General features: G+C 66.5%; 22 protein-coding genes. 10 read left to right on the forward strand and 12 right to left on the reverse strand.

Annotation, left to right across the window (positions count from 1 at the left end):
- Nucleotides 1–173: 173 nt before the first annotated feature.
- Nucleotides 174–746: a permease gene (locus KVT39_RS03420; RefSeq protein ID WP_217587805.1), complete on the forward strand. Its 573-nt coding sequence runs from the start codon at nucleotides 174–176 to the stop codon at nucleotides 744–746.
- A gap of 100 nt (nucleotides 747–846) precedes the next feature.
- On the opposite strand, the gene KVT39_RS03425 is transcribed toward KVT39_RS03420, so the two are convergent.
- Nucleotides 847–981, reverse strand: a complete 135-nt coding sequence (locus tag KVT39_RS03425; protein ID WP_021158165.1) for an entericidin A/B family lipoprotein — start codon at nucleotides 979–981, stop codon at nucleotides 847–849.
- A gap of 233 nt (nucleotides 982–1,214) precedes the next feature.
- Between KVT39_RS03425 and KVT39_RS03430 the strand changes: the two genes are divergently transcribed.
- Nucleotides 1,215–2,510: an aspartate carbamoyltransferase gene (locus KVT39_RS03430; RefSeq protein WP_034180473.1), complete on the forward strand. Its 1,296-nt coding sequence runs from the start codon at nucleotides 1,215–1,217 to the stop codon at nucleotides 2,508–2,510.
- Nucleotides 2,511–2,641: 131 nt separating this feature from the next.
- Here the strand turns inward: KVT39_RS03430 and KVT39_RS03435 are convergent, their stop codons facing one another.
- Nucleotides 2,642–3,061 (reverse strand): type II toxin-antitoxin system VapC family toxin, encoded by a 420-nt coding sequence (locus KVT39_RS03435; protein ID WP_175747399.1) that lies wholly within the window; start codon nucleotides 3,059–3,061, stop codon nucleotides 2,642–2,644.
- Nucleotides 3,058–3,297, reverse strand: a complete 240-nt coding sequence (locus KVT39_RS03440; RefSeq protein ID WP_034180974.1) for an Arc family DNA-binding protein — start codon at nucleotides 3,295–3,297, stop codon at nucleotides 3,058–3,060. The genes KVT39_RS03435 and KVT39_RS03440 overlap by 4 nt, the downstream gene beginning before the upstream one ends.
- A 309-nt stretch (nucleotides 3,298–3,606) precedes the next feature.
- Here KVT39_RS03440 and KVT39_RS03445 point away from each other — a divergent pair, with 309 nt between their 5' ends.
- From KVT39_RS03445 to KVT39_RS03455, 3 genes are read left to right on the forward strand one after another with little or no spacing between them, the layout of a single operon-like run.
- Complete coding sequence (locus KVT39_RS03445) at nucleotides 3,607–5,847, forward strand: TonB-dependent siderophore receptor (protein WP_105392623.1); 2,241 nt, start codon at nucleotides 3,607–3,609, stop codon at nucleotides 5,845–5,847.
- A gap of 3 nt (nucleotides 5,848–5,850) precedes the next feature.
- Nucleotides 5,851–6,606, forward strand: a complete 756-nt coding sequence (locus tag KVT39_RS03450; protein ID WP_105392622.1) for a tetratricopeptide repeat protein — start codon at nucleotides 5,851–5,853, stop codon at nucleotides 6,604–6,606.
- On the forward strand, nucleotides 6,603–7,286 hold the full coding sequence (locus KVT39_RS03455) for a Fe2+-dependent dioxygenase (protein ID WP_217587806.1): 684 nt from the start codon (nucleotides 6,603–6,605) through the stop codon (nucleotides 7,284–7,286). Before KVT39_RS03450 ends, KVT39_RS03455 begins: the two co-directional genes overlap by 4 nt.
- A gap of 81 nt (nucleotides 7,287–7,367) precedes the next feature.
- On the opposite strand, the gene KVT39_RS03460 is transcribed toward KVT39_RS03455, so the two are convergent.
- Nucleotides 7,368–7,790 (reverse strand): amino acid-binding protein, encoded by a 423-nt coding sequence (locus tag KVT39_RS03460; protein ID WP_034180480.1) that lies wholly within the window; start codon nucleotides 7,788–7,790, stop codon nucleotides 7,368–7,370.
- Nucleotides 7,791–7,995: 205 nt separating this feature from the next.
- Here KVT39_RS03460 and KVT39_RS03465 point away from each other — a divergent pair, with 205 nt between their 5' ends.
- The 5 genes from KVT39_RS03465 (at nucleotide 7,996) to KVT39_RS03485 (ending at nucleotide 9,949) form a co-directional block, all read left to right on the forward strand.
- Nucleotides 7,996–8,235, forward strand: coding sequence for a type II toxin-antitoxin system Phd/YefM family antitoxin (locus KVT39_RS03465; protein WP_034180481.1), 240 nt, complete (start codon nucleotides 7,996–7,998; stop codon nucleotides 8,233–8,235).
- The gene (locus KVT39_RS03470) at nucleotides 8,232–8,627 is read left to right on the forward strand and encodes a type II toxin-antitoxin system VapC family toxin (protein ID WP_217587950.1); all 396 of its coding nucleotides are present in this window, start codon (nucleotides 8,232–8,234) and stop codon (nucleotides 8,625–8,627) included. Before KVT39_RS03465 ends, KVT39_RS03470 begins: the two co-directional genes overlap by 4 nt.
- Before the next feature lie 107 nt (nucleotides 8,628–8,734).
- Nucleotides 8,735–8,923, forward strand: a complete 189-nt coding sequence (locus tag KVT39_RS03475; RefSeq protein ID WP_105392661.1) for a M15 family metallopeptidase — start codon at nucleotides 8,735–8,737, stop codon at nucleotides 8,921–8,923.
- A gap of 102 nt (nucleotides 8,924–9,025) precedes the next feature.
- On the forward strand, nucleotides 9,026–9,610 hold the full coding sequence (locus KVT39_RS03480; RefSeq protein WP_217587807.1) for an NTP transferase domain-containing protein: 585 nt from the start codon (nucleotides 9,026–9,028) through the stop codon (nucleotides 9,608–9,610).
- Between the two features lie 195 nt (nucleotides 9,611–9,805).
- Nucleotides 9,806–9,949: a hypothetical protein gene (locus KVT39_RS03485; protein WP_165948077.1), complete on the forward strand. Its 144-nt coding sequence runs from the start codon at nucleotides 9,806–9,808 to the stop codon at nucleotides 9,947–9,949.
- 81 nt (nucleotides 9,950–10,030) lie between these two features.
- Here KVT39_RS03485 and KVT39_RS03490 read toward each other — a convergent pair whose 3' ends face one another.
- The 8 genes from KVT39_RS03490 to panE all read right to left on the reverse strand — a co-directional run bounded on the left by KVT39_RS03490 (nucleotide 10,031) and on the right by panE (nucleotide 19,325).
- Complete coding sequence (locus KVT39_RS03490; RefSeq protein WP_175747393.1) at nucleotides 10,031–10,795, reverse strand: SDR family oxidoreductase; 765 nt, start codon at nucleotides 10,793–10,795, stop codon at nucleotides 10,031–10,033.
- Nucleotides 10,792–12,339: an FGGY-family carbohydrate kinase gene (locus tag KVT39_RS03495; RefSeq protein WP_217587808.1), complete on the reverse strand. Its 1,548-nt coding sequence runs from the start codon at nucleotides 12,337–12,339 to the stop codon at nucleotides 10,792–10,794. The genes KVT39_RS03490 and KVT39_RS03495 overlap by 4 nt, the downstream gene beginning before the upstream one ends.
- Nucleotides 12,340–12,368: 29 nt before the next feature.
- A complete protein-coding gene (locus KVT39_RS03500; RefSeq protein ID WP_175747391.1) occupies nucleotides 12,369–13,457 on the reverse strand; it encodes an alcohol dehydrogenase catalytic domain-containing protein in 1,089 nt (362 codons plus the stop codon).
- 46 nt (nucleotides 13,458–13,503) lie between these two features.
- The gene (locus KVT39_RS03505; RefSeq protein ID WP_027789502.1) at nucleotides 13,504–14,517 is read right to left on the reverse strand and encodes an ABC transporter permease; all 1,014 of its coding nucleotides are present in this window, start codon (nucleotides 14,515–14,517) and stop codon (nucleotides 13,504–13,506) included.
- Nucleotides 14,504–16,024, reverse strand: coding sequence for a sugar ABC transporter ATP-binding protein (locus KVT39_RS03510; protein ID WP_217587809.1), 1,521 nt, complete (start codon nucleotides 16,022–16,024; stop codon nucleotides 14,504–14,506). Before KVT39_RS03510 ends, KVT39_RS03505 begins: the two co-directional genes overlap by 14 nt.
- 62 nt (nucleotides 16,025–16,086) lie before the next feature.
- Nucleotides 16,087–17,025 (reverse strand): substrate-binding domain-containing protein, encoded by a 939-nt coding sequence (locus KVT39_RS03515; RefSeq protein ID WP_105392615.1) that lies wholly within the window; start codon nucleotides 17,023–17,025, stop codon nucleotides 16,087–16,089.
- 118 nt (nucleotides 17,026–17,143) lie between these two features.
- Complete coding sequence (locus KVT39_RS03520; protein ID WP_217587811.1) at nucleotides 17,144–18,103, reverse strand: AraC family transcriptional regulator; 960 nt, start codon at nucleotides 18,101–18,103, stop codon at nucleotides 17,144–17,146.
- 274 nt (nucleotides 18,104–18,377) lie between these two features.
- Nucleotides 18,378–19,325, reverse strand: coding sequence for a 2-dehydropantoate 2-reductase (gene panE / locus KVT39_RS03525; RefSeq protein WP_217587812.1), 948 nt, complete (start codon nucleotides 19,323–19,325; stop codon nucleotides 18,378–18,380).
- Between the last annotated feature and the right edge of the window lie 154 nt (nucleotides 19,326–19,479).

Raw genomic sequence — 19,479 nt, forward strand, 5'->3', positions numbered from 1 at the left:
CGACGGCCGCGCATTTCCGTCACATGGCCGGTCGATCCCCCTACTCTCGCAAAGCCGTCGGCGACTGTAGGAATGTGTCCGCGCGCCGCAAAACCGTTGCGCACCACCGCACAAGATGCAATATTCGCGTGGCCGGAACCTTTGACAACCATCTAACAACAAGCCGCCAAGCAATGAACAGGAAGGATGCCAAAACAAGAATCGCGGTGCTGCTGTCCGCGGGAACGAGGAAGGCCGACGTGCTGGCCGAACTGTCCGGACAGGGGCTCAAGGATCGCGTGATCGCAAGCCTGATCGCGTCGCGGCCCGATCCGGAACGCTGCCGCAAGAACAAGGTACACACCTGGATCCTGGTCGCGCTCGGCACCCTCCAGCTGGCGATCAGCCTGATGCTCGCGTATTACTTCTCCGCCGCTGCCGGCGACGTTGGCGTGTCGGGCGCACTCGGCAATGGCCTCGTCGTCGTGTTCCTCGCGCTGACCGTGCCGCTGTCGCTGCTGTTCATCTGGGGCTTCGCGACCCATCGCGTCGGCGCGTATCACGCGTTCATCCTGCTGTCGCTGCTGCAGTTGCCGAAGACCGTCGCCGAGCTCGGACGCGATCCGTCGACCGCGCTGCCGGGCCTCGCGGTCACGCTGGTGCTGGTGGGCTACGTCTGGTTCGTGCGCAACCGGATGTTCCCCGATTACGGCTGGTTTACGCCGCGCAAGGTCGAAGGCCGCTACGCGTTCGTCGAACGCGCGTGACGCCGCCGGCGTCAACGCCGCGCCGCCCCAAAAAAAAGCGCCGGGCCGTCCCGCAATCGCGGGACGGCCCGGCGCTTTCTGCATTCCGGAACCGGTCGGCTTACTTGGCCTTTTCGGCCGTATCGCTGATCGCCTGGCCGCCCTTCGAAATGTCCTGGCCCACGCCGGCGACCGTATTGCAGCCGGCGAGCGCGGCGGTCACAACCAGCAACATTGCAGCAATCGTACGCGTCATTCTCATTCTCCTTCGAATCAACAAGCCCGACCGGGCGAATCGTTTTCGGCATGGTGCCCTGCCGATGCAGGGCACGGGGCCTGACCTGATTATACGGAGGCGGACGCCGCGCGCCAGTGCGAGCCCGTCGAGTGTCACACGCACCGCACAGCCCGATCGCGCAGATTTTCCTTGACTTCAGTGCGCCAGGAACTAATATACGCACCGCGTATATTTTCCGCCAGGAGCCGCCGATGACCGTTCCCCAGCAAGCCTTCCTCCGCGACGCGATGCGCCGCCTCAACATGACTCGCGAAGCGTTCGCCAATCGCATCGGCGTCAGCCGGCGCGCACTGGATACTTGGCTGCTGCCCGACGATTCGCAGGAATCGCGCGGGATGCCCGAGATCGTCGAGCGCTTCGTGTCGGAAATCGTCGAGCGTTCGGCACCAGAAGGTGGAGTCTATACGCAAAGCGTAGACAATCAGGGGCTCGCGAAGCAGTTCCTGTTCGAGGGCAAGCCGCAGTTGCTGTCGGTCGACCAGTTCTCGCGGGAATCGGTCGAGGCGCTGTTTCGCGTGGCTGACGTGATGCAGCCGATCGCGCGGCGCCACAAGATTTCGCGCGTGCTGGAAGGCGCCGTGCTCGGCAACCTGTTCTTCGAGGCGAGCACGCGCACGCGCGTGTCGTTCGGCGCGGCGTTCTGCCGGCTCGGCGGCTCGGTGTGCGACACGACGGGCTTCACGTTCTCGTCGATGGCCAAGGGCGAATCGATCTACGACACGAGCCGCGTGATGGCCGGCTACGTCGATGCGCTCGTGATCCGCCACCCGGAGAAAGGCTCGGTGGCCGAGTTCGCGCGCGCGACCAACCTGCCCGTGATCAACGGCGGCGACGGCCCCGGCGAGCACCCGAGCCAGGCGCTGCTCGATCTCTATACGATCCAGCGCGAGTTCTCGCGGCTCGGCAAGATCGTCGACGGCGCGCACATCGCGCTGGTCGGCGATCTCAAGTACGGCCGCACCGTGCACTCGCTCGTCAAGCTGCTCGCGCTGTACCGCGGGCTCAAGTTCACGCTCGTGTCGCCGCCGATGCTCGAAATGCCGGCCTACATCGTCGACCAGATCTCGACGAACGGCCATGTGGTCGAACAGACGACCGACCTCGCGGCCGGGCTGCGCGGCGCGGACGTCGTCTACGCGACGCGGATCCAGAAAGAGCGCTTCACCGACGAGTCGTTCGAAGGCTATACGCCGGATTTCCAGATCAACCAGGCGCTCGTCGACTCGGTCTGCAAGCCCGATACGCTGATCATGCACCCGCTGCCGCGCGACAGCCGGCCCGGCGCGAACGACCTGTCGGTCGACCTGAACCGCGACCCGCGCCTCGCGATCTTCCGGCAGACCGACAACGGCATTCCGGTGCGAATGGCGATCTTCGCGGTGCTGCTCGGCGTCGAAAACCTCGTGCAGCATTCGATGCGCGACGCGACGTGGCGCCCGCCGGCATACCTCGGGCCGGAGGACGCGGTGTTTCACGGAGTCGATTGAGCCGCACCGGAGGTCTCGCGCCCGCCTACCATTGCTTCATGGGCCGGGCGCGCTTGCCTGACGCAGAACGCGCCGCATTGCACGGCGCGTTTTCAATTTCGGCACAGGTGATGGAGCTTCGCAGTCAGGAGCTACCGCGCCCACGGATCGATCACGCGAAGCCCCACCGCCTCGAACGGCGCGACATCGCGCGTGGCCACGATCAGGCCGTTCGCCTCGGCCGTGGCGGCGATAAAACAATCGACAGGCGCGATCGCGCTACCTGCGACACGGGCCCGCGCCCGAAGGCTCGCATACGCTTTGCTCGCTGCATCATCGAACGGCAGGATCCGGCCTCGAAACAGCGGCACGACACGTCGTTCGATGCTTTGATGCAGCCACTCGCGCCTGCGCCCTTCCGGCAATACAGCCACACCGAATCGCATCTCCGCGAGACTGATTGCAGCAAGAAACAGCGTCTCGACGTTCTGGGCATCGAGCCACTCGATCACGGCCGCGCTCGGCTCGCGTCGCAGCGGTTCGAAAATGACGTTCGTATCAACAAGGATCATTCGAAGCTCATCGGATCGGTTGACGTCTTGTCGCGCTGGACGTCGAAATCGACTCCACCAGCCTCCCGCCCGATTTCCGCCAGCAACGTTCCCAGCTTGAGCCGCCCGCCTGGCAGGACGGCCTGCTCGAGAATGTCACGTACCTCGGCTTCGGTGCTGCGTCCGTGCTGGGCCGCGCGAATCCGAAGTGCGCGATGCACTTCATCAGGCAAATTTCGAACGGTGATCACCGGCATGATGCGCCTCGCTAAGATTGCTTTCAATGCAGTCATATTAGCATCTTGCTGTCATACCAAGTGAACACGACACTGCCACTCTAACCGGCCCGACTAGCCCGTCACATCTGGCCAATCGGCCATCATCCACCGCCCATCCACCCCGTAACATTCGTCAACACTTGCTTTTTTATTGATAACAAGAACGCTTCTCATTCAACAAAAAATTACATAGAATGCCGGCTGAAAACAAATCGTAATAATTCCCGGCGGCATGCACATTTCCGTAGCGCACCTCCCCGGGGCCACATCGCGAGGTCCAAGCGCATCATGAAGTCCCGTTCCGACGAGTTGAAGCTCGGCAAATTCACCACCCTGTGCAGCGTGCTCGCCGCGAGCCCTGCATTCGCCGACGGCACGCCGCCTTCGCCGCCGCCGTCCAGCACCGAAGGCCATCTCGCGCCGATCGAGATCCAGGGCAAGACCGAGCACAGCTACAAGGCCGACTTTTCCGCTTCCGCGAAATTCACCGCGCCGCTCGTCGACACGCCGAAATCCGTCACCGTGATTCCGCAGGAACTGATCCGGAACAGCGGCGCGTCGACGCTGACCGAAGCGCTGCGCACCGTGCCCGGCATCACGTTCGGCGCCGGCGAAGGCGGCAACCCGCTCGGCGACCGTCCGTTCATCCGCGGCTACGACACGCAGGGCAGCATGTTCGTCGACGGCATGCGCGACACGGGCGCCACGACGCGCGAGATCTTCAACACCGAACGCGTCGAGATCACCAAGGGTTCCGACGGCGCGTACGGCGGCCGCGGCGGCGCCGGCGGCAGCATCAACCTGATCACGAAAGCCCCGCACCTCGGCACGACGGCCAGCGCGAGCGCCGGCCTCGGCACCGACCGCTATCGCCGCTTCACGGCCGACGGCAACTGGCAGTTCGCCGATCACGCCGCATTCCGCCTGAACCTGATGAGCCACAACAACGACGTCGCCGGCCGCGACGCCGTCAACAACGAGCGCTGGGGCGTCGCACCGTCGATCGCATTCGGCCTCGGCACGCCGACGCGCGTGACCGCGAGCTACTACCACCTGTCGACCGACGACATGCCGGACGGCGGCATTCCGTACGTCTACGGCTTCAACATCCCGAAGGGCGTCACCGACGGCCCGGCAAACGTCGATCGCCACAACTTCTACGGGCTGATCGACCGCGACTTCCGCAAGACCACGTCGGACATCAGCACGATCAAGATCGAGCACGACATCACGTCGTCGCTGACGATCCGCAACACCACGCGTTACACCGAATCGACGCAGGACTACATCTGGACGCAGCCGGACGACAGCCAGGGCAACGTGGTGAACGGCAAGGTCTGGCGGCGCAACAACAACCGCAACAGCTCGATCAACAGCATCGCGAACCTGACCGAGCTGTTCGGCGAATTCCGCACCGGCCCGTTCAAGCACAGCTTCACGACCGGCATCGAGCTGACGCGCGAATGGGGCAAGCGCGACACGTACAAGGTCGCGACGGATAACGGCAAGATCTGCCAGCAAGGCATCGGCGCGGCGTCGGGCTACAACTGCACGAGCCTGTGGTCGCCGAACCCGAACGATCCATGGGCCGGTTCGATCACGCGCAACAACGACTACGCGCATGCGCGCACCACGACGAAATCGATCTACGGCTTCGACACGATCGAGATCACGCCGCGCTGGCAAGTCAATGCCGGCGTGCGGGTCGACGACTACTCGACGCGTTTCACCGACACCAAGGCCAACGGCAGCAAAACCTATACGCGCGACGACACGCTCGTGAACTGGCAGGCCGGCCTCGTGTTCAAGCCCGCGCAGAACGGCAGCATCTACGCGTCGTATGCGACGTCGTCGACGCCGGCCGGCATGCTGCTCGGCGAAGGCAGCGAAACGCAGTCGCTCACGCCGGGCCGCGGCGGCGTCGGCCCCAACGCCGACCAGATGGCGCCGGAAAAGAACCGCAGCATCGAGCTCGGCACCAAGTGGAACGTGCTGAACGACAAGCTCGCGCTGACCGCCGCGCTGTTCCAGATCGACACGACGAACGCGCGCGTGACGCTGCCGAACAACCAGTACGCGATGGTCGGCAACAAGCGCGTGCAGGGTCTCGAGCTCGGCGTCGCAGGGCAGATCACGAAGCAGTGGCAGGTGTTCGGCGGCTATACGTACATGAAGAGCGCACTGCGCGACAACGGCAAGGATGCGGCGAACAACGGCAACCGCTTCCCGAATACGCCGAAGCACAGCCTCACGATGTGGTCGAACTACGACGTGACGCCGAAGTTCACGGTCGGCGGCGGCGCGTTCTACATGTCGGAAGTATTCGGCGATCCCGCGAACCAGCGCGCCGTGCCGTCGTACTGGCGCTTCGATGCGATGGCGCAGTACCGGATCAACAAGAAGCTCGATCTGCAGCTGAACGTGAACAACTTGTTCAACCGCACGTACTTCGATCAGGCGTATCCGGCGCACTACGCATCGATCGCACCGGGCCGCTCGGCGTTCGTCACGCTGAACGCGCGCTACTGATCGATGGAGGCCGTGTCGCTGAAGGCGCTCGCGTCGGTATCGCCGCGCGAGTTCGCCGACATCCTGGCCGGGCCGCCCGAGCGCGCCGCCGCGTGGGTCGCGGCGGCGGCCGACAACGGCATCGTCGATGCGCAGGCCGTCTACGGGCAGTACCTGCTCGACGGCCATGGCGTCGCGCGCGATCCGGCTGCCGCGTTCAACTGGTTCCGGCACGCCGCGCGGGCCGGCCACCCGATGGCGATGAACATGCTCGGCCGCTGCTACGAGTTCGGCTGGGGTACGGCCGCGTGCGCGCCGGTCGCCGTGTACTGGTACCGGCTCGCCGCGCAGGCGGGGCTCGACTGGGGCATGTACAACTACGCGACGGCGCTCGCGCTCGGCAACGGCGTCGATGAGAACCGCGCCGACGCGCTCGACTGGTTCCGCCGCGCGGCCACGCTCGGCCATGCGAAATCGATCAACCTGATCGGCGGCTTCTACGAGGACGGCTGGGTCGTATCCGTCGACACCGATGCCGCGTTCGACCACTATCGCCGCGCAGCCGCTGCCGGCGACTTCCGTGGCCAGTTCAACTTTGCGCGGCTGCTTGCCGAGCGCGGGCGCATCGACGAAGCGCTCGTCTGGCTCGCGCGCGTGCCGGCCACCGCGACGCCCGCGTTCATCGCGAAAATGCACGCGTATCTCGCGTCGTCGCCGCTCGACGCATTTCGCTCTGCGGCGCTGCAATTGCCGCCGCATGCAATGGAATCAGCAACATGATGCTTCATATCCCCGGCGTATTGACCAAGACGCAGGTCGCGCAATGCCGCGACCTGCTCGATGCGGCCGAATGGGTCGACGGCAACGTGACATCCGGCGCGCAGTCGGCGCTTGCCAAACGCAACCGGCAACTGCAGGAAGGCTCACCGGCCGCGCGCGCGGTCGGCGACGCGATCCAGGATGCGCTCGCACGCCATCCGCTGTTCTTTTCGGCGGCGCTGCCGCTCAAGGTGTTTCCGCCGCTGTTCAACCGCTATGAAGGCGGCGAGACATTCGGCACGCACGTCGACAACGCGATCCGGCTGCTGCGCGGCACGGATTTCCGCGTGCGCAGCGATCTGTCGGCAACGCTGTTTCTCGAGGAACCCGATGCGTACGACGGCGGCGAGCTGTGTGTCGAGGATACCTACGGCGTGCATCGCGCGAAGCTGCCGGCCGGCGATCTCGTGCTGTATCCGGCGTCGAGCCTGCATCACGTGACGCCCGTTACGCGCGGCGAGCGCGTCGCGTCGTTCTTCTGGATTCAGAGCATGGTGCGCGACGACGCCGACCGCACGCTGCTATTTCAACTCGATACGCAGATTCAGCAGCTTTCCGCGGACAAAGGTGCGCACGACCGGGGCGTGATCGCGCTCACCGGGATCTATCACAACCTGCTGAGACGGTGGGCGGATGCGTGAGCCATCTGGCGGCGCCCCGCAACATCCTGAAACGCATGCCCCCTTCCGGCCAATGCCAGTCCACCGTCCAGCGCAGCCGCCTTATGCCCGCTGCAGGAGATCGATCGCCTTGTCTGCATCGTCCGCCGAATCGACCGCGAAATAGGCAATGAACTGGGAACCCAACACGGCGGCCGAGACGCCACGGAGATTGATCGCGCCGTCCGCGAGCATCTGGGCCAGTTGCCCGATGATGCCCATTTGATCCAAACCCATTACGCGGACGGAGTGAACGCTCGGGGTGACGCTGAACCCCACCTGCGTGGCCGCGCGAATCACCGCATCTCCCTGCAGTGGCGCGACAAACACGACGCCCTTGCCCGGCGTCTCCGATGTGCGGCGTGCAACGATGAACTGCAAGTCTGCGCCGGCAGTCCGCAGGGCGCTTAATACTGTCGCGAGGCCGCCCGGCTTGTCCTCGATGGTCGCCGCCCAGACATCGACACGTTCTACGCTCAGTTCCATGGCCGTCCCTCCCGCCTGAGAACCCCGATAGAAAAAATCTAGATCACAGCAAGCGCGCGAGCAAGGCGGACAGCGCCTTCCGGCCCCCGGCATCGACGCCCCCTGTCGCGCTTTGCATGCATCGGGTGACGCCTGGCCTTCGCGACTTGCCTTCCTCCGCCGCACCGCCATAAAATGACCATCGTCAAATGACCATGCTCATATCATGATGCCGCACGCTCCCGTTTCGAAATCCGAATTCAAGGCTCGCGCACTCGAATACTTCCGGCTCGTCGAGTCGTCGGGCGAAAGCCTGATCGTCACCGATCACGGCAAGCCGACGCTCGAGATCCGGCCGTATCACGCACGCGAGGCTCAGCCGTTGGACATATTGCGCGGCTCGGTCATGCGCTACGACAATCCTGTCGATCCGATTGCGGAAGATGATTGGGAGGCGTCGCGGTGATCGTGCTGGATACGCATGCATTGGTGTGGTGGGTGGCGGGCGATCCTTCGCTCAGCAAGAAAGCGCGAAGTGCGATCGAGCGCGCGCGGGGCGAAGGCTCACTCGCGGCATCCGCGATCTCCGCGTGGGAGATTGCGATGCTGGTGCGCAACGACCGTCTCGCACTGACGATGGATGTCGACGCGTGGCTCGCCACCGTCGCGCAGATCGACGGCATGCGCTTCGTGCCCGTCGATGCCGACATCGCCGCGAAATCCACTGCCCTGCCCGGCACGTTCCACAAGGATCCGGCCGACCGGATGATCGTCGCCACCGCGCGGCGGCTCGGCGCACCGCTCGTCACCCGCGACGAAAAAATCCGCGCTTATGCGCATGTGAAGACGCTGTGGTAATCCTCTCGCAGTCGCAGGCCAATCCACACCGCACGCCCGCGCCAACGCCGACATGTCGGCGTTTCGTCTGACCAGATCGACCATAAGCTTGCAGGTACAACGCGTTCATCAGCCGCCGGGCCGCACGAAACCGCCACGTACTGATCGCCGCACTGACCGGCGCCGGCTTCACGAATTACCCGTCCGAATGGTGGCACTGGTCGTTCGGCGACCGCTATTGGGCCGTCATGCAGCGTGAATCGCACGCGATTTACGGCCCCGTCGAGGAAAACATGCTCGACGAAGGTGCGCGATGACAGTCTTTCCGACCTGACGGGCGCGACTCGGTAACATCCTCACTTGCCGATCCCCGCCCGCTCCCGCACAATCGCAGCACCTGTCTCACTCCCCCCGCGCCGATGTCCTATGCGTCACTCGTCACCGGCGTCCTGCTCGCCGGCGGTCTCGGTCAACGCTTCGATCCAAGCGGTCTGCAGAGCAAGCTGCTCGCGCGGCTTCCCGACGGCACGCCGATCGCGGTCGCGGCCGCCCATCGTCTCGCGGCGGCCACGGCCGACGTGATCGCCGTCGTGCGTCCCGGCGCCGAAAAACTCGCGATCCTGCTGAACGAAGCCGGTTGCCAGGTCGTCTATGCGCCCGACGCGTCGCGCGGCATGGGCGCAAGCCTCGCGGCCGGCGTGCGCGCCACGCCCGATTCGAACGGCTGGCTCGTCGCGCTCGGCGACATGCCGTGGATCGCGGCATCGACCTATGAAGCCGTCACGCGCGCGCTCGACGCCGACGATGCGTCGATCGTCGCGCCCGCGCATCGCGGCGTGCGCGGCCATCCGGTCGGCTTCGCCGCGCACCACTTCGATGCGCTCGCCGCCCTCGACGGCGACACGGGCGCCCGCGCGCTGTTCGCCAGCGAGCCGGTGAAACTGCTGGACGTCGACGATCCCGGCATCCTGCGCGACGTCGACACGCCGCAGGATCTGCGCTGACCGCGATCGCGCGGACCACGCAATACATTGCAATACGGAATCCCGCCCGACGGTCGACAATCGCGAATTCATGGATTTCACCGACGATCGACAAGCCGCCGCAAGAATCCCGCAGCAAACGCTCGCCCGATTGCCTATAACGAAGACGAGGCGCGCCCTCCGCGCCGCCGCCATCACGCATCGCGCGAGCTCTCCATGACCGATCACACGACCCCGACACCCGAGCCACCGGCCGACCCGAACCGCGATCCGGAAGACGACCCGCTGTCGTCGCCGCCGGGGCATCACCACGACAACCCGCAGCAACCGGACGGACCGCCGAGCAAAGACCCGGTGTAGCCGCACGTCGGCCGCTCCGCACATTCGCCCCTATTTCCCGTCATGCTCTGCAGGCGGCAACTCGTCACCGCATGACGTGACCTATCGCGCCGTATACCCGCCGTCGATCGGCAGCGACACGCCGCTGATCATCGACGCCGCATCGCTCAGCAAGAACAGGATCGGCTCGACGACCTCGTCCGGCTCCGCAAATCGCCCGAGCGGAATCGCCGCCAGCATCGGCGCGCGCTTCTCCGGTTCGCTCCACGCAAACTGCGCCATCGGCGTGAGCGTGACGGTCGGGTTCACGCTGTTCACACGAATGCCGTGCGGGCCGAGCTCGATGCACAGCACGCGCGTGATCGCGTCCATCGCCGCCTTCGACGCGCAATAGCTCAGATGCGCGGGCAAGCCGACGAGCGCGGCCTGGCTCGATACGTTGACGATGCTGCCCCGCGCATGCGCATGCGTGGCGCCCCGCCCGTCGCGCACGATCATCTTCCGTGCAACCGCCCGCGCCACGAGTGCCGCGCCGCGCGCATTGACGGCCATCACGCGGTCGAAATGCTCGGCGCTGACGTCGAGCGCAGGTTCGAGCGACGCGATCCCCGCGCAATTGACGAGGCCGTCGAACACATCGTGCGCGGCGAGCGCGGCATCGATCGCGTGTTCGTCGCCGCCGACATCGATGCGCAACGTATCGCACCCGGTCTCGCCGGCGAGCGCATCGAGTGCGGCCATGTCGCGCGCTGCCGCGACGACCCGCGCGCCCGCCTGCGCCAGCGCAACCGCGCATGCGCGCCCGATGCCGCTCGATGCGCCCGTGACGAGCATCCGCGAGCCGCTGAAATCGAATCGTGTCTTCATGATGATGTGTGCAGTTCGTGCATGATCGGCTTGAGTGCCGGATACAGCGCCGTGTAAAGCCCGAAGCGCACCGCATACGCTTGCGCACGTTCGGCATCGGGTCGCGCGCGCTCGACGAGCGTGACCCAACCGCCCTGCGCGTCGTCGTGCGACACGAGCCCCGCCCCGACACCCGCGAGCAGTGCCGCCCCCATCGCGGCTTCGACATCCTGCTCGATCGTCCACACCGGAAAGCCCGTCACGTCCGCGATGATCTGCATCCACAGCGCCGAATGCGCGGCACCGCCGACGACGATCAGCCGGTCGTCCAGCGCCACCGCGCCGCGGCGGCCGGCCTCGATGTTGTGCCGCAACGCGAACGCGACGCCTTCGAGCACCGCGCGATAAAGATGCGCCCGCGTATGCGCGAGACTCAGCCCGACGAACGCGCCGCTCGCCTTCGCATCCCACACCGGGCTGCGCTCGCCCATCAGGTACGGCAGGAACAGCACGCCGTCGGCACCGGCCGGCACACTTTCGGCCGCCTCCTCGAGCAGCACGTGCGGATCGCCGTGCGGCAGCAGGCGTGCTGCATCGATTTCCGCATGACAGAACTGGTCGCGAAACCACGCGACCGATGCCCCGGCCGTGATCGCACCGCCGAACACGTACAGGTCGCGCTGCCCGTCGAACACGTGCGGCATGCTGACGAGCCCGTGCCGCGCATCGACGTGCCGGCTCACATAGCCCCAGCACATGCTGGTGCCGATCATCGCGACATGCTGCCCGGTACGCGTCGCGCCGGCCGCGAAGGTCGCGACGGCCGCATCGACGCCGCCCGCGACCACGGGCGTGCCGGCCGGCAGCCCGAGCTGTTCGGTCCATTGCGACAGCAGCCCGCCGACGATCTCCGTCGAATCGACGAGCCGCTCCGGCATCATCGTCGCCGGAATGCCGAGCATGTCGAGCGCATCGTCGGACCACTCGCGGCGCGCGACGTCGTACACGCCGCCGATATTGCCGGCCGAACTGTGATCGACCGCGACTTCGCCGGTCAGCAGGTAGATCACGTATGCGTTCGGCGGCAGGAAATAGCGCACGTTCGCCCACACGTCCGGCCGCTGGTCGCGTAGCCACAGCATCTTCGTGAAGCCGTAGTAGCTGTCGACGCCGTTGCCCGTGATCACGCGCAGCCGCTCGACGTTCACGTGCTCGCCGACCCAGTCGACTTGCGCGGTCGCGCGCCGGTCCATCCAGATCAGGCACGGATGGAGCGGCCGCATGTCGCTGTCGACCGGAATGCCCGAGCCGCCGTACAGGCTGCTCACGCACACCGCGCGGATCGCATCGGCCGGCACGCCCTGCGCGCGCGCATCGCTCACGCAGCCCGCGACGCATTCGAGCACCGCGTCGAACCACACCTGCGGCCATTGCTCGGCCCACAGCGGGCGCGGCGTATCGGGCTGGTAGCCGGCCGAGCACCGCGCGACGATCGTGCCGTGCCGGTCGACGAGCAGCGCCTTGGTGCTCTGCGTGCCGATATCGACGCCTATCACGTATTCCATGATGTCTCCGGTGAGGCGCACGCCGGCCGTCAGCGGGCCGGCTTCAACAGCACCTTGATCGATTCGGGCGATTTCGCGACGCGGATCGCGTCGTCCCAGTCCTCGAGCGCGAAACCGTGCGTGACGATGCCTTTCGACGTGACGAGCCCGCGCGCTAGCAGGTCGATCGCGACCGGATAGCAGTATGGCCCGAGGTGCGCGCCACGCACGTCGAGCTCCTTGCGATCGCCGATGATCGACCAGTCGACGGTCGCATCCTCGCCGAACACGCTGAATTCGACGAAGCGGCCGAGCTTGCGGATCAGGTCGAGCCCCTGGTTCACGCCGACCGGCGCGCCGGTCGTCTCGATGTACACGTCGCAGCCGTAGCCGTCGGTCAGCGCGCGGACGATCTCGCGCGCATCGTCGCGCCGCGGGTTGATCGTCACGTCGGCGCCGTACTCGCGCGCGAGTTCGAGCCGTTCGTCGATCAGGTCGATCACGACGAGTTTCTTCGGCGTCTTCAGGTGCGCGACCTGCGTCATCATCAGCCCGAGCGGGCCCGCGCCCGCGATCACGACGACGTCGTCGAGCTGGACGTCGCCGCGGTTCACCGTATGGATCGCGCACGACAGCGGCTCGATGATCGCGGCATCCTCGAGCGATACGCCGAGCGGAATCCTGTGGACGATCGCGGTCGGCGGAATGCGCATGTATTCGGCCATCCCGCCGTCGGCGACGTCGCGCTGGAAGCCGAAGATGTTGTGCACTTCGCACATCCAGTACTGCCCCGACTTGCAATAGCGGCACTTGCCGCACGGCACGATCTGCTCGGCGATCACGCGGTCGCCCAATGCCACGCCGAAATGCTCGGCCGCGCCGTCGCCGAGCGCTTCGACGTAGCCGAAAAATTCATGGCCGGGAATCACGGGCGCCTTCACCCACGGATTCGGGCCGCCCCAGAACATCTTCGCGCCCGTATAGCATTTGCAGTCGCTCGCGCAGATCCCGCACGCGGCGATGCGGATCACGAGCTCGTTCGCGCCGGGGTGCGGCTTCGCGACCTGTTCGACGCGATAGTCCTCGGGGCCGTGGCAGACGACCGCGGTCATCCGCGGCTGGGCTTCGGGTGTCGTCATGAGTTGTCTCTTTCGTTGATGATTCGGATGTCTGATCGATCACGCGTTACCGCGATCGTTCGCGGCTGATGTAGATCGCGAGCAGGATGATTCCGCCCTTGATCACGTTCTGCACATACGGGTTCACGCCGATCATGTTCAGCCCGTTGTTGAGCACGCCGAGCAGCAACGCGCCGACCAGCGTGCCGAGAATCGCGCCGCGCCCGCCGGAGATCGACGTGCCGCCCATCACGACGGCCGCGATCGCGTCGAGTTCGAAGCCCACGCCCGCGTTCGGCTGCCCGCTCATCAGCCGGCCCGTCAGCACGATCGCGGCGAGCGCCGACGTGAGCCCGGCCAGCGTGTAGACGATCAGCTTCACGCGCGCGACGCGCACGCCGGTGAGCCGCGTCGCCTGCTCGTTGCCGCCGATCGCATACACGTAGCGGCCGAACGGCATGCGATCGAGCAGCAGCCACGCGATCGCGTAGACCACCAGCATGATCAGCACGGGCGCCTGGATGCCGAGCACCTTGCCGCTGCCGAAGAACGCAACCCAGTCGGGCAGCCCGTCGATCGGATAACCGCCCGTGTAGATCAGCGCGAGGCCGCGCGCGATGCCCATCGTCGCGAGCGTGACGATGATCGGCGGCATCCCCGCGAACGCGACGAACACGCCGTTCAGGAAGCCGAACCCGAAGCCGACCGCAATCCCGATCGCGAGTGCGGCGACCGCGTTGACGCCCGCGACCATCAGCCCGGCCGCGAGCGTGCCCGACAGCGCCATCACCGAGCCGACCGACAGGTCGATCCCGCCCGTCAGGATCACGCAGGTCATGCCCACCGCGATGATCGCGTTGATCGACACCTGGCGCAGCACGTTTTCCAGGTTCGCGGCGGACAGGAAGCTCGGGCTCGCGATCATCATCGCGATGCATACGACGACGAGGCCGACGAGCGGATAAAACAGCGTCGAACGCCGCAATTGCGCCCACATCGCGCGTGGCGGCGGCGCATCGCCGTTTCCGGCGTTGGCCGCGAGCGTCGTGGAAGGCGTGGAAGAAGAATCAGGCAGGTTCATGCGTCGCTCCTCGCGTGCCGGCCGTGGCATGGGTCATGACCGTGTCGGGATCGATCTCGTCGCCTTCGAGCGTCGCCTCGATGCGGCCCTGCCGGAACACGGCGACGCGATCGCACATGCCGACGATTTCCGGCAGCTCGGACGAGATCATGATGATGGCGTAGCCGCGCGCGGTGAGTTCGCGCATCAGCCCGTAGATTTCCGCTTTCGCGCCGACGTCGATGCCGCGCGTCGGCTCGTCGAAGATCAGCACCGACGTGTGATGGTTGAGCCAGCGCGCGATCACGACCTTCTGCTGGTTGCCGCCGGACAGCGTCGCGACCTCGGTATGGATCGACGGCGCCTTCACGCCGACGCGCCGCATCACGTCGTGCGTCGCGCGCGCCTCGCTACGGCGGTCGATCAGCCAGCGCATCGACCGGTACTTGCCGAGGTTGTTCAGCGAGATGTTGTCGCGGATCGAGAACGACGTGACGAGCCCTTCCGTCTTGCGGCTTTCCGGCAGGATGCCGATGCCCGCGCGCAGCGCGTCGGCCGGATCGCCGAGCTTCGCCGCCGCGCCGCGCACGCGCACGTCCTTGCGGTGCGCACGCGTCGCGCCGATTACCGCGAGCGCCGTTTCCGTGCGGCCCGAGCCGACGAGCCCGGCGAAACCGAGGATCTCGCCGGCCCGCAGCGCGAAGCGGTTCACCGGGCCGTCGCGCTCGATCTGCAGCGCATCGACTTCGAGCACGGCCTGCGCGTCGGCCGGCAGCGCGGGCTTCGGCGGAAAGCTGCTCTCGATCCGGCGGCCGACCATCATCCGCACGAGCTGTTCGACGTCCGTGCGCGCGACGTCGGTCGTCGCGACGTACTGGCCGTCGCGCAGCACCGTGATGCGGTCGCATACCGCGAAGATCTCGTCGAGGTGATGCGAGATGAAGATCATCGCGACGCCCTGCCGCTTCAGCTCGCGCATGATCGCGAACAGGTGTTCGGCTTCGGCCGGCGTGAGCGTGGCGGTCGGTTCGTCGAGGATCAGGATGCGCGCGTCGAGCGACAGCGCCTTGCCGATCTCGACGAACTGCTGCTGCGCGACCGACAGCGCACGGATCGGCGCATCGAGATCGATCGACACGCCGAGCCGCGCGAAGATGCCGGCCGCCGCGCGGCGCATCCGCATGCAGTCGCGCGCGCCCCAGCGCGTGCGCAGCTCGCGACCGAGGAACAGGTTGTCGACGGCGTCCAGGTGCGGGATCAGGCTGAACTCCTGGAACACGATGCCGACGCCCGCCGCGACCGCCTCGTGATAGTTCGAGAAATGGCGCGCGGTGCCGTCGATTTCGATCGTGCCGGTATCCGGTTGATGGATGCCGCACAGGATCTTCATCAGCGTCGACTTGCCCGCGCCGTTCTCGCCGAGCAGCGCATGGATCTCGCCGCGTGCGATGTCCAGGTGAATGTCGGACAGCGCCTTCACGCCCGGAAAGCTTTTCGTGATGTGGCTGAGCCTGAGTATCGTTTCCATCGGCTTCTCCGTGCGAAGAGCGCCGGCCATGCCGCCGCCCTTCGCGTCGCATCGCACGTCGTTCACCAGCTGAAGCCCTTCGCATTGCTGCGATCGACGACCTTCACGTCGACCGGAATCGCCTTCGGCACCGTCGCGCCCCACTTGCGCGCGATCGCGATGCCGAGCGCGATGCGCACCTGGTCGGCCGGGAACTGCGCGGTCGTCTCGATGAACTTCGAGTTCGGCTTCTGGATCGCGGCGATCGCCTCGGGCGCGCCGTCGACGCTGGTCAGCTTGATATCCTTGCCGGAGCCCTCGATCGCCGCTAGCGCGCCCATCGAGCCGCCGTCGTTCACGCTGAAGATGCCCTTCAGGTTCGGACGCGCGGAGATCATGTTTTCGGTGACCGACAGCGCGGTCGCGCGCTCCTGCTTGCCGTTCTGCGTGTCGACGAGCTTCACGTTCGGGAATTTCGCGAGCCCGGCCTTGCAGCCGCGCACGCGTTCGAGGATCGGCACGACCGGAATGCCGTCGAGGATCGCGACCTCGCCGCTGCCGCCGATCGCCTTCGCGAGGTATTCGCACGACATCACGCCCGCGTCGTAGTTCTTCGAGCCGACGAACGAATCGACCGGGCCGTTCGCGTTCGCATCGACGGCGACGACCACTGCACCGGCCTTCTTCGCCTGCGTGATCGCCGACTGGATGCCGGTCGAATCGGTCGGGTTCACGAGCAGGATGTCGATCTTCTTCTGCAGCATGTCCTCGACGTCGCTCACCTGCTTGCTGACGTCGTGATGCGCGTCGGTCACGACGACCTGCGCGCCGATCGACGTGGCCGCATCGTTCAGCGCCTTCTGCATCGTCACGAAATACGGGTTGTTCAATTCCTGAAACGTCATGCCGATCCGCAACGGCGCGGCATGCGCGACGGCTGCGGGCAGCAAGGCCGCGAACGCGGCGAGGGTCGCCATCCGGGCGGCGCGGCTGAATGATGAAGCGGGCGATGCGTGCGTCATGACGGTGTCTCCATTTATGTGCGGCTTTTTCGAGGTTGAACGAGCCCCTCGCGACGTGAGCGACGCGATCGGCCGGGTGAAACGGTGTGGAAAGTTCAGGCGGGCGGCGGCCCGGCGATCATCCGGGCTGCGGCGCGAGTTCAGGCACGCCGGGCGTCAGCACGCGCGGCGGCATCGGGTTGCCGGTGGGCGCCGCGTGCAGCGCAAGCTCGCGGCTGCGCGCGTTCAGGCGCTGCAGCGCACGGAATTCGGACGGCGCCATCCCCTTCACCGAACGGAACTGGCGGTTGAAGTTCGATACGTTGTTGAAGCCGGCCTGGAAGCAGATGTCGGTGATGTTCGCGTCGTCGGCAAGCAGCATCTGGCACGCGGATTCGATCCGCATCCGGTTCACGTACTGGACGAACGGCATGCCCGTGTGGCGGTGGAACGCACGCGAGAATGCGCTGACGCTCTGCCCGGTCAACTGCGCGAGTTCGGACTCGCGCAGCTCGGATGCGAGGTTCTTGCCGATATACGACAGCGCATGGCTGAGCCGCGTCGGCGTGACGTCCGCCTGGTCGTATGCAGGGCTCGCGAGCAGCGTGCGCTCGTCGGCGCCGCAAAGCCGTTCGAGGATCGCGATGAACAGCGCGATGCGGCGCATGCCGCGCGCGGCCAGCAGTTCGTCGAACAGCGGTGCGATCGCGGCGCTGGTCGCATCGTCGAAGCCGACGCCGCGCCGCGCGTCGTCGAGCAGCGCCTGCGCATCGCGGCATTCGGGAAACGCATCCATGCAGCGGCGCACGAACGCCGGGTCGAACTGGATCACGAGGTTGCGGCGCTCGACGGTTTCGCCTTCGGCCATGTCGCTGACCCAGTTGTGCGGCAGGTTCGGGCCGAGCAGCACGAGATGGCCGGGGCCGAACGAGCCGATGTGATCGCCGACGAAATACTTGCCGCGCGTGGCGACGATCAGGTGCAGTTCGAATTCAGGATGGAAATGCCAGCGGATCGTGCGATACGGGTAGCCGTGCGACCAGACCTTGAACGACTCGTCGCGTCGCACTTCGACCACTTCGAGATCGGGATGCATCATGTTGGCGTCTCCATTCCCATGTATCGCTGGCCGGCCTGTTCGGCTGTTCGCTCGTGCGCCGCGTGTTGCTCGTGTTTCGTGCGGCGACACCGACCGGTCGCATGGGAAGCAATGTAGGTCGATCGCGCGCGCGGCTCCACCAACTTTACGCCTGATTTCCGATACTTTTTTGCGCTTTCCGGCCGAAAACGGCGCCGGATGGCAAATTTGTGCAGCGCGCAACGGCACCGGGCGGCCAGCCGCCGGGCCGGTGCGGTGCGCGCGCACCGATGGTTTACGCGGCTGCGTGCTCGCGCGCCGTGCGCACCTCGTACGCCTTCAGGTGGTTGTATGCGATCCGCAGCAGCGACAGCGCATCGGCCGCCTGCGGGTCGCGGCGCGCGAGCAGGTCGCCGATCACGTGATCGGCTTCGACGCGCGCATGGTTCTCGACGTCGCGCAGCATCGACGCGGTCAGCGGCGACGGCGTCAGCACCATCCGCTGCATCCGCTCGATCGCCGCCGGGTCGGGCCGTTGGCCATTGTGTTCTGCGATCGCGCTGCATTCGCCGAGCATCGTCTCGAGCAGGCGGCGGCCGTCCGGCGCGGCGAGGATGTCGCCGATCGAGCCGCGGAACAGCGACGTGCTCGCGGCGAGCGTCGCGAGGAATACCCACTTCTCCCACATCCGCGCGGCGATGTCGTCGCTGAGCGTCGCGTCGAAGCCCGCGCCGCCGAGCACGTCGGCCACCGCGCGCACGCGCGGCGATTCGCCGCCGGCGAGTTCGCCGAACGACACGCCATGCGTGTCGTTCAGGTGCACGATGCGCTGCTCGCGATCGAGCGTGGCCGCGATCACGCACAGCCCGCCGAGCACCTGCGCGGCGCCGAACCGGTCGCGCAGCACGTCGAGGTGACGCATCCCGTTGAGCATCGGCAGGATCAGCGTTTGCGGGCCGACGAACGGCGCGAACGAGAGAATCGCATCGTCGAGGCTGTACGCCTTGCAGCTCAGCAGCACGAGGTCGAACGGCGCAACCCCGGCGCCGGCATCGCCCGCGCGCACGGTCTGCACGTTCGCGAGCGTCAGGTCGCCGCGCGGGCTGCGGATCAGCAGCCCGTCGCGCGCCAGCGCGGCCGCGCGGCCGTCGCGCACCAGGAACGTCACGTCGCGCCCCGCCGCGGCCAGCCGGCCGCCGAAGTATCCGCCGACCGCGCCGGCCCCTACCACCAGAATTCGCATCGTTGCCCCCTTTCGGTTTCATTCCGCGCCGCGCCGCCGCCCGCCCGGGCGTGCGGGCGCCCGGCGCGCGCAATCGTTCCGACAGTATAGCGATGCCCGTTATGCATATGCATAGATACCCGCGCCGACGTCGAAGGCATGAGCGGCCGCACCC

The organism is Burkholderia sp. GbtcB21 (assembly GCF_019091065.1).
Taxonomy (GTDB): Bacteria; Pseudomonadota; Gammaproteobacteria; order Burkholderiales; family Burkholderiaceae; genus Burkholderia; species Burkholderia pyrrocinia_C.